The sequence below is a fragment of the Vitreimonas sp. genome, from assembly GCF_036392335.1.
Classification (GTDB): Bacteria; Pseudomonadota; Alphaproteobacteria; order Caulobacterales; family Aquidulcibacteraceae; genus Vitreimonas.
This window is the reverse complement of sequence record NZ_DASVYD010000022.1, coordinates 1-6,013: the sequence shown is the minus strand read 5'-3', so window position 1 is coordinate 6,013 and position 6,013 is coordinate 1. Positions and strand designations below refer to the sequence as shown.

At 63.8% G+C, this 6,013-nt stretch carries 6 protein-coding genes; 3 read left to right on the top strand and 3 right to left on the bottom strand.

The window, feature by feature from the left end:
* Together VF769_RS05380 and coxB are read right to left on the bottom strand one after the other, a co-directional pair.
* Positions 1–554 (bottom strand): cbb3-type cytochrome c oxidase subunit I (locus VF769_RS05380; protein WP_331007349.1); only part of this gene is annotated, 554 nt, incomplete at its 3' end.
* A 20-nt stretch (positions 555–574) separates the two neighbouring features.
* Positions 575–1,456 (bottom strand): cytochrome c oxidase subunit II, encoded by an 882-nt coding sequence (gene coxB / locus VF769_RS05375; protein WP_331007348.1) that lies wholly within the window; start codon positions 1,454–1,456, stop codon positions 575–577.
* A 125-nt stretch (positions 1,457–1,581) separates the two neighbouring features.
* Between coxB and VF769_RS05370 the strand changes: the two genes are divergently transcribed.
* Complete coding sequence (locus VF769_RS05370) at positions 1,582–2,229, top strand: tetratricopeptide repeat protein (RefSeq protein ID WP_331007347.1); 648 nt, start codon at positions 1,582–1,584, stop codon at positions 2,227–2,229.
* A gap of 102 nt (positions 2,230–2,331) precedes the next feature.
* On the top strand, positions 2,332–3,753 hold the full coding sequence (tldD, locus tag VF769_RS05365; protein WP_331007346.1) for a metalloprotease TldD: 1,422 nt from the start codon (positions 2,332–2,334) through the stop codon (positions 3,751–3,753).
* 15 nt (positions 3,754–3,768) lie between these two features.
* Here the strand turns inward: tldD and VF769_RS05360 are convergent, their stop codons facing one another.
* The gene (locus VF769_RS05360; RefSeq protein WP_331007345.1) at positions 3,769–4,056 is read right to left on the bottom strand and encodes a hypothetical protein; all 288 of its coding nucleotides are present in this window, start codon (positions 4,054–4,056) and stop codon (positions 3,769–3,771) included.
* 82 nt (positions 4,057–4,138) lie between these two features.
* On the opposite strand from VF769_RS05360, the gene VF769_RS05355 reads away from it, so the two are divergent.
* The coding region (locus VF769_RS05355; protein ID WP_331007344.1) for a TonB-dependent receptor plug domain-containing protein at positions 4,139–6,013 on the top strand (1,875 nt) is incomplete at its 3' end.

Below are 6,013 nucleotides of genomic sequence, written 5' to 3'. Positions count from 1 at the left end.
ATCAGCAGGTCCATCGAGGGGCCGCTATGGTGCGTCGGCGAGGTCGAGAGCGGCGCATAGAGCGTCCACCCGCCGCCGAAGCCCGGATAAGCGCCGTTGCCCGGCACGACCATCGAGATGCACGCCAGCGCGAACGAAGCCGGCAACAGCCAGAACGAGATATTGTTCATGCGCGGGAACGCCATGTCCGGCGCACCGATCATCAGCGGCACGAACCAATTGCCGAAGCCGCCAATCATCGCCGGCATGACCATGAAGAAGATCATGATCAGGCCGTGATAAGTCACGATCGTATTGTAGTAGTGCTTGGCCGCATCGACATCGGCGATCCACGGCAGCGACGTCAGCACGCCCACGCCCGGCTCGGCCAATTCCCAACGGATGAGGCCCGAGAGCGCGCCACCGATCAACCCCGCGATAACCGCGAAGATAAGGTACATCGTGCCGATGTCCTTATGGTTGGTCGAATAGACCCAGCGCTTCCAATCCCAGAGGCTCGGGCGGTGATCATCGTGAGCGTGATGATCAGCGGTATGAGCAGCTTCGTGCGTCATAAAGAGACTCTCCGATCCTCTTAGCGCGTGGGCGTCGCGGCGGGCGTCGCCGGTTCAGCGGCGGGCGCTTGGCCAGCAGCTGGCGCAGATTCGCTCGCAGCCGGCGCCTCGGCGGACGCGATCGTCCCGCCTTGCGCCGCCACCCATTGATTGAACTCTTCGCGACTGACGGCGCGAATTTCGACAGGCATGTACGCGTGATTAATCCCGCACAGCTCCGAGCACTGACCGTAATACACGCCCTCTTCTTCGACATTGAACCACGTCTCGTTCACGCGGCCCATGATGGCGTCTTCCTTGATGCCAAACGCTGGAATCGCAAACGAGTGGATGACGTCGTTCGAGGTCACGAGCACGCGGATGTTGGTATCCACAGGAACGAGCAGCGGCTCAGTCGTCGCCAGCAACCACGGCCGTCCCTGCGCCCGCGCTTCTTCTTCCGGCAGCAGGTTCGCCGCAATCGTGACGCCTTGATCTGGATATTCCAGATTCCAGAACCACGAATTGCCGGTGACCTTCAGCGTCAGTTCAGCTTCAGGAATGCGTTCTTGCTTGTAGATCAGCGGGAACGACTTCCAGGCGATCGCGACAAGGATCAGAACCGGCACCACCGTCCAGATCACTTCCACGAGCATGTTGTGCGTAAACTTCTTGGGCGTCGGATTGGCGCGACGATTGTAACGCACCATCACCCACAGCAAGAGAACGAGCACGAACACCGAAATGGCGACGATGATCGGCAGCAACAGACCATGAAACGCGTGAATCTCGCGCATGATTTCCGTCGCCGCCGGCTGCAAATCGACGCCGCGCGGCGTCGGCTGCCCGACATTCGCCGCGTGTGCGACGCCGCCGGCGAACATCAAGCTCGCTGCAGCCGCGAACAAAGCCCCTCGCTTCACGCTTTCGCCTCCTCAAGATTCAGCGTCGGTATGGCGCGAGCCGGCGCCCACGCCTATAGTCTCCGGGCGCGGCATTCGACCGCGCCTTGCCGTTCTGTAAGTCACCAATCGGGTGGGGTGCTAGCATGAGCCGCGCTTGGCTTCCAAGGCGCTTATCCGCCGCGATTCACAAACCGCGGACGGTCGCGGCGTTCATCGCCGCCTTCCCTTTCGTCATCGCAACGGCGTTCGCCCAGGACCCGCGTGCGGTCACCACGATTGGGACGGACGCCAATATCCGCCGCTGCAGCGAAGCCGTGGTTGCGGGCGACACCTCCGACCGGACGGTGGAGGAGTGCACGCGCGCGCTAAATTACCGCCGCATTGACCGCCCGACCCAGCTGCAGCTGCTGATCAATCGCGGCGTCACCCACATGCGACGCGGCGAGAACGAGCCGGCGCTGGCCGATTTCGACGAAGTCATCCGGCTAGACCGCCGCCAGGCCGAGGCGCACCTGAACCGAGGCGCGGTGCTGGTGCAAATGCGCCAGCATGGACCAGCCATTGCCGCCATCACGGAGGCGCTGGGGCTGGGTGTGCGCGAGCCGCACAAGGCGTATTTCAATCGCGGCGCGGCCCGCGAGGCCCTTGGCGACCTCCGCGGCGCGTACGAGGACTATTCAACGGCGCTCGAAATCCAGCCCGATTGGGGGCCCGCCAGCGCCGAGCTGGCGCGGTTCGCCCGCAGCAGGCGCGACCATCTGGCGACGGTACTGGACGAACCAAATCCATAATTGACGCTTATGCTGTCGAAACACGGTTCCGCACGCGCCGCGGCCCGACTCGGCCCCTATATGGATCAGACGTAATTTCCCCCGGACCGAAGGAGCGCCGAAATGGCCGACGGACTGAGCAAGGCCCCCGAACAAGCCGCCGAAATGGATTGGGACGCCGCCAGCCAAATCCTTGCCAACGCCACCCATGGCGCCGATGACGGCGAATTGTTCGTCGAGGATAGCAAGACCGAGAGCTTCTATTGGGACGATGGCCGGCTGAAATCGGCCTCGTTCGACGCCACCCAAGGCTTCGGCCTCCGCGTCGTCGCTGGCGAACGCGCCGGCTACGGCCATGCCAGCGTGCTCGAGACGGACGCCGTCGCCCGCGCCGCCGAGGCCGCGGCCGCCGTGAAGCTGGGACACACCGGCACGCTGGATGCGAGCCCCGCCAAGGTGAACCGTCAGCTCTACACGGATTTCGATCCGATCGAATCCCCGCTCTTCACCGACAAGACCGAGCTCCTGGCCGAAATCGACGCCTATTGCCGGGCGAAGGACCCACGTGTGGTTCAGGTCGCCGCCACGCTCTCGGGGGCGCGCCGCGGCCTCACCATCCTGCGCCCCGACGGCGCAAAGCTCACCGACCATCGCCCCCTCGTACGCATCAACGTCTCGATCACGGTCGAACGCGACGGTCGCCGGGAATCCGGTTCGGCCGGCGCCGGTGGACGCGAACCGTACGAAGTCTTCATCGCCCCGGACCGCTGGAAGGCGCTCGCCGACGAGGCGCTGCGCATTGCGCTCGTGAACTTGGACGCCGAGCCCGCCCCCGCCGGCGAGATGGACGTTGTGCTCGGTCCGGGTTGGCCCGGCGTGCTGCTGCACGAGGCTGTCGGCCACGGGCTGGAGGGCGATTTCAATCGCAAGGGTACGAGCGCGTTTTCGGGCATGGTCGGTCAGCGCGTCGCCGCGCCCGGCGTCACGGTTGTCGATGACGGCACGATCGAAAATCGCCGCGGCTCGCTCACGATCGACGACGAAGGCACGCCCACCCAGCGCACCGTGCTGATCGAGGACGGCATTCTCAAAGGCTATCTGCAGGACCGCATGAACGCGCGCCTCACCGGCGTTGCGCCAACAGGCTCGGGCCGTCGCGAAAGTTACGCCCATCGGCCGATGCCGCGCATGACCAACACCTTCATGACCGCTGGCGACAAGGATCCTGGCGAAATTCTCGCAAGCCTAAAGCGCGGCGTTTACGCGGTTAATTTCGGAGGCGGGCAGGTCGACATCACGTCCGGCAAGTTCGTCTTCCAATGCACCGAGGCGTATTATGTCGAGAACGGCCAGATCAAATACCCGATCAAGGGCGCGACGTTGATCGGCGACGGCCCCTCCGCCCTCACGCGCGTGACGATGGTCGGCAACGATCTCAAACTTGATGAAGGCGTAGGCACGTGCGGCAAAGGCGGGCAGAGCGTGCCCGTCGGCGTCGGCCAACCCACCTTGTACATCACCGGACTGACAGTCGGCGGGATGTAGGCCGGAGGTCACGATTTACAATTTCGAGAATCGACGCAGAGATTTGTTCATCCCACTGTCTGGGGAGGTACACATGGCTGCGAAGAAGAAAACGGCGACGAAGGCTGCGGGCAAAAAGACCGCTGCGAAGAAGCCGGCCGGCAAGAAGAAGTAAGCGTCTTCTATCCTGCACAGGAAACAGAACGCCGCCGGGGCTCCGCCTCGGCGGCGTTTTCTTTTCCAGCCGTCGCGCGCATCCCGCGCTTCGTCGCATGCTTCGGCGAAACGCCTGAAAAATGACGCCAACAACAGCTCCAGCAACATAGCTGCAATGAAGCAGCAACAAGCGGGCCCCAGAAGCCCGCGCCTGCGCCGCCAGAACGAAGGCGGTCGATAGGGGGAGAAGATGCTGGGACGGATGATGGTGTCGGCGTTGGCGCTTACCGGCGTGGCCTATGCACAAACGCCGCCGACCGCTGAAACGCCCGCGACGCTTGGATGCGCGCCAACACCGACATGCACAGCGACGCCAATGGAGGCGGCCTCCGGCCGTGTGGTCTATGAGGCCGCCTTCTTCACCCAATTCAATCCGCAGACCGCGCGCGACATGGTGCGTCAGACGCCCGGCTTCGCGCTCGATGGCGGCGACGATCGGCGCGGCTTCTCGGGCGCGGTCGGCAATTTGCTGATCGACGGCCTACGACCAAGCTCGAAGAGCCAATCGCTCGACAGCATCCTCTCACGCATTCCGGCGAGCCAAGTCGTGCGCATTGAATTGCTGCGCGGCGCGGAAGTCGCCGGTGATGCATCAGGCGCCTCGGTGCTGCTGAACGTGGTGCGCATCGAAAGCGCGGGCAGCGGCGTCTGGGAAGCTGGGTTCGAATACACCGCGCGCGAGACGCCCGCCCCGCGCGGCGAAGTCTCATACAGCGGCCGCAACGGCCAGCTCGAATGGGGCCTCGGCGCGTCCTATCACAGCGAGTATCGCGACATGCCGGGTTGGCGGCGCTTCTATGACGGCGCGGGCGTCTATCAGGGGCGCGCCGAAACGCCCTCGCCCGACCGTGATTTCCGCGAAGCCTCGATCAACGGCAACATCGCCGCACCCTTCGCCGGCGGACGCATCAGCGCCAACGCGCAAGTAAACGGCTGGAGCTTTGATGCGGCCAATGACTTCCTCTTCTACGATGCGGCCGACGTGTCCGATTTCCAGCTGCGGCAGATATTTGAAGAGCGTGAACCCGGCTTCGAAATAGGCGCGAATTATGATCGCGACTTCGGTCCGTGGTCCCTCGCGCTGATCGGCCTGATCAATCGCGAGAATTACGAGAGCGAGGACAGCGGCGTCTACACCGGCAACATCGTTGGCGCGTTCTCGCAAGAGCTAGAGCAGGAATCCGGCGAGAGCATCCTGCGCGCATCGCTGTCGCGCGCGCTCACGCCGCGCCAGCGCATCGAGTTTGGTGCGGAAGGCGCCTTCAACTCGCTCGATCAGACCCTCGTCTATCTCGAAGACGGCGTCGCCATCAATCTGCCGAACGCCAACGTGCTGATCGAAGAAGAGCGCGCCGAAGTGTTCGGCACGCACACATGGCGGCCGCTCGATCTCTGGACGGTGGAAACCCGCCTCGCCTGGGAAACGTCGACACTCACCTTTACCGGCGACACCAATGACGTGGTCGAGCTTTCCTATTGGAAGCCGTCCATCCAAGTGACGCGCAGCTTCGGTCAAAGCAACCAGGCGCGCTTCCGCCTCTATCGCGATGTCGGCCAGCTCGATTTCGGCGACTTCACTTCCGCGGCCGCTGTCGCCGACGGCCTCATCAATGGCGGCAATCCGGATCTCGTACCGGATACGGCCTGGATCGCCGAACTCGGCACGGACCTGCGCTTTGGCTCGGCCGCGCTCAGCCTCACGCTCTCGCACCGCCAAATCAGCGACGTCGCCGACCTCGTGCCGATCGTCGCGCCAAATCCGGACCAAGACCCACTCGATCCCGACGATGACTTCTTCCGCTTCGACGCGCCCGGCAATATCGGCGACGGCGAGATCACACGGCTCGACGTGAACTTCTCCACACCGATCAGCTTTGTTCCCGGCGGCCGGCTCACGCTTGAAGGCTATCTGCTCGAAAGCGAAGTCACCGATCCTGTCACTGGCCAATCGCGCGAAATTTCCGACCGTCCACAGACAATGATCGAGCTGCAATTCCGCCAGGACCTGCCTGACCTGCGCTTCGCGTGGGGCGTGAACGCGTTCAAGCAAGGCGAAGCCAGCGCC

What these genes read in the sequence shown, in the direction of transcription:
- VF769_RS05360 (WP_331007345.1), bottom strand. Translation starts at nt 4,056, where the DNA reads ATGTTGCTGGAGCTGTTGTTGGCGTCATTTTTCAGGCGTTTCGCCGAA.
- tldD (WP_331007346.1), top strand. Translation starts at nt 2,332, where the DNA reads ATGGCCGACGGACTGAGCAAGGCCCCCGAACAAGCCGCCGAAATGGAT.
- VF769_RS05370 (WP_331007347.1), top strand. Translation starts at nt 1,582, where the DNA reads ATGAGCCGCGCTTGGCTTCCAAGGCGCTTATCCGCCGCGATTCACAAA.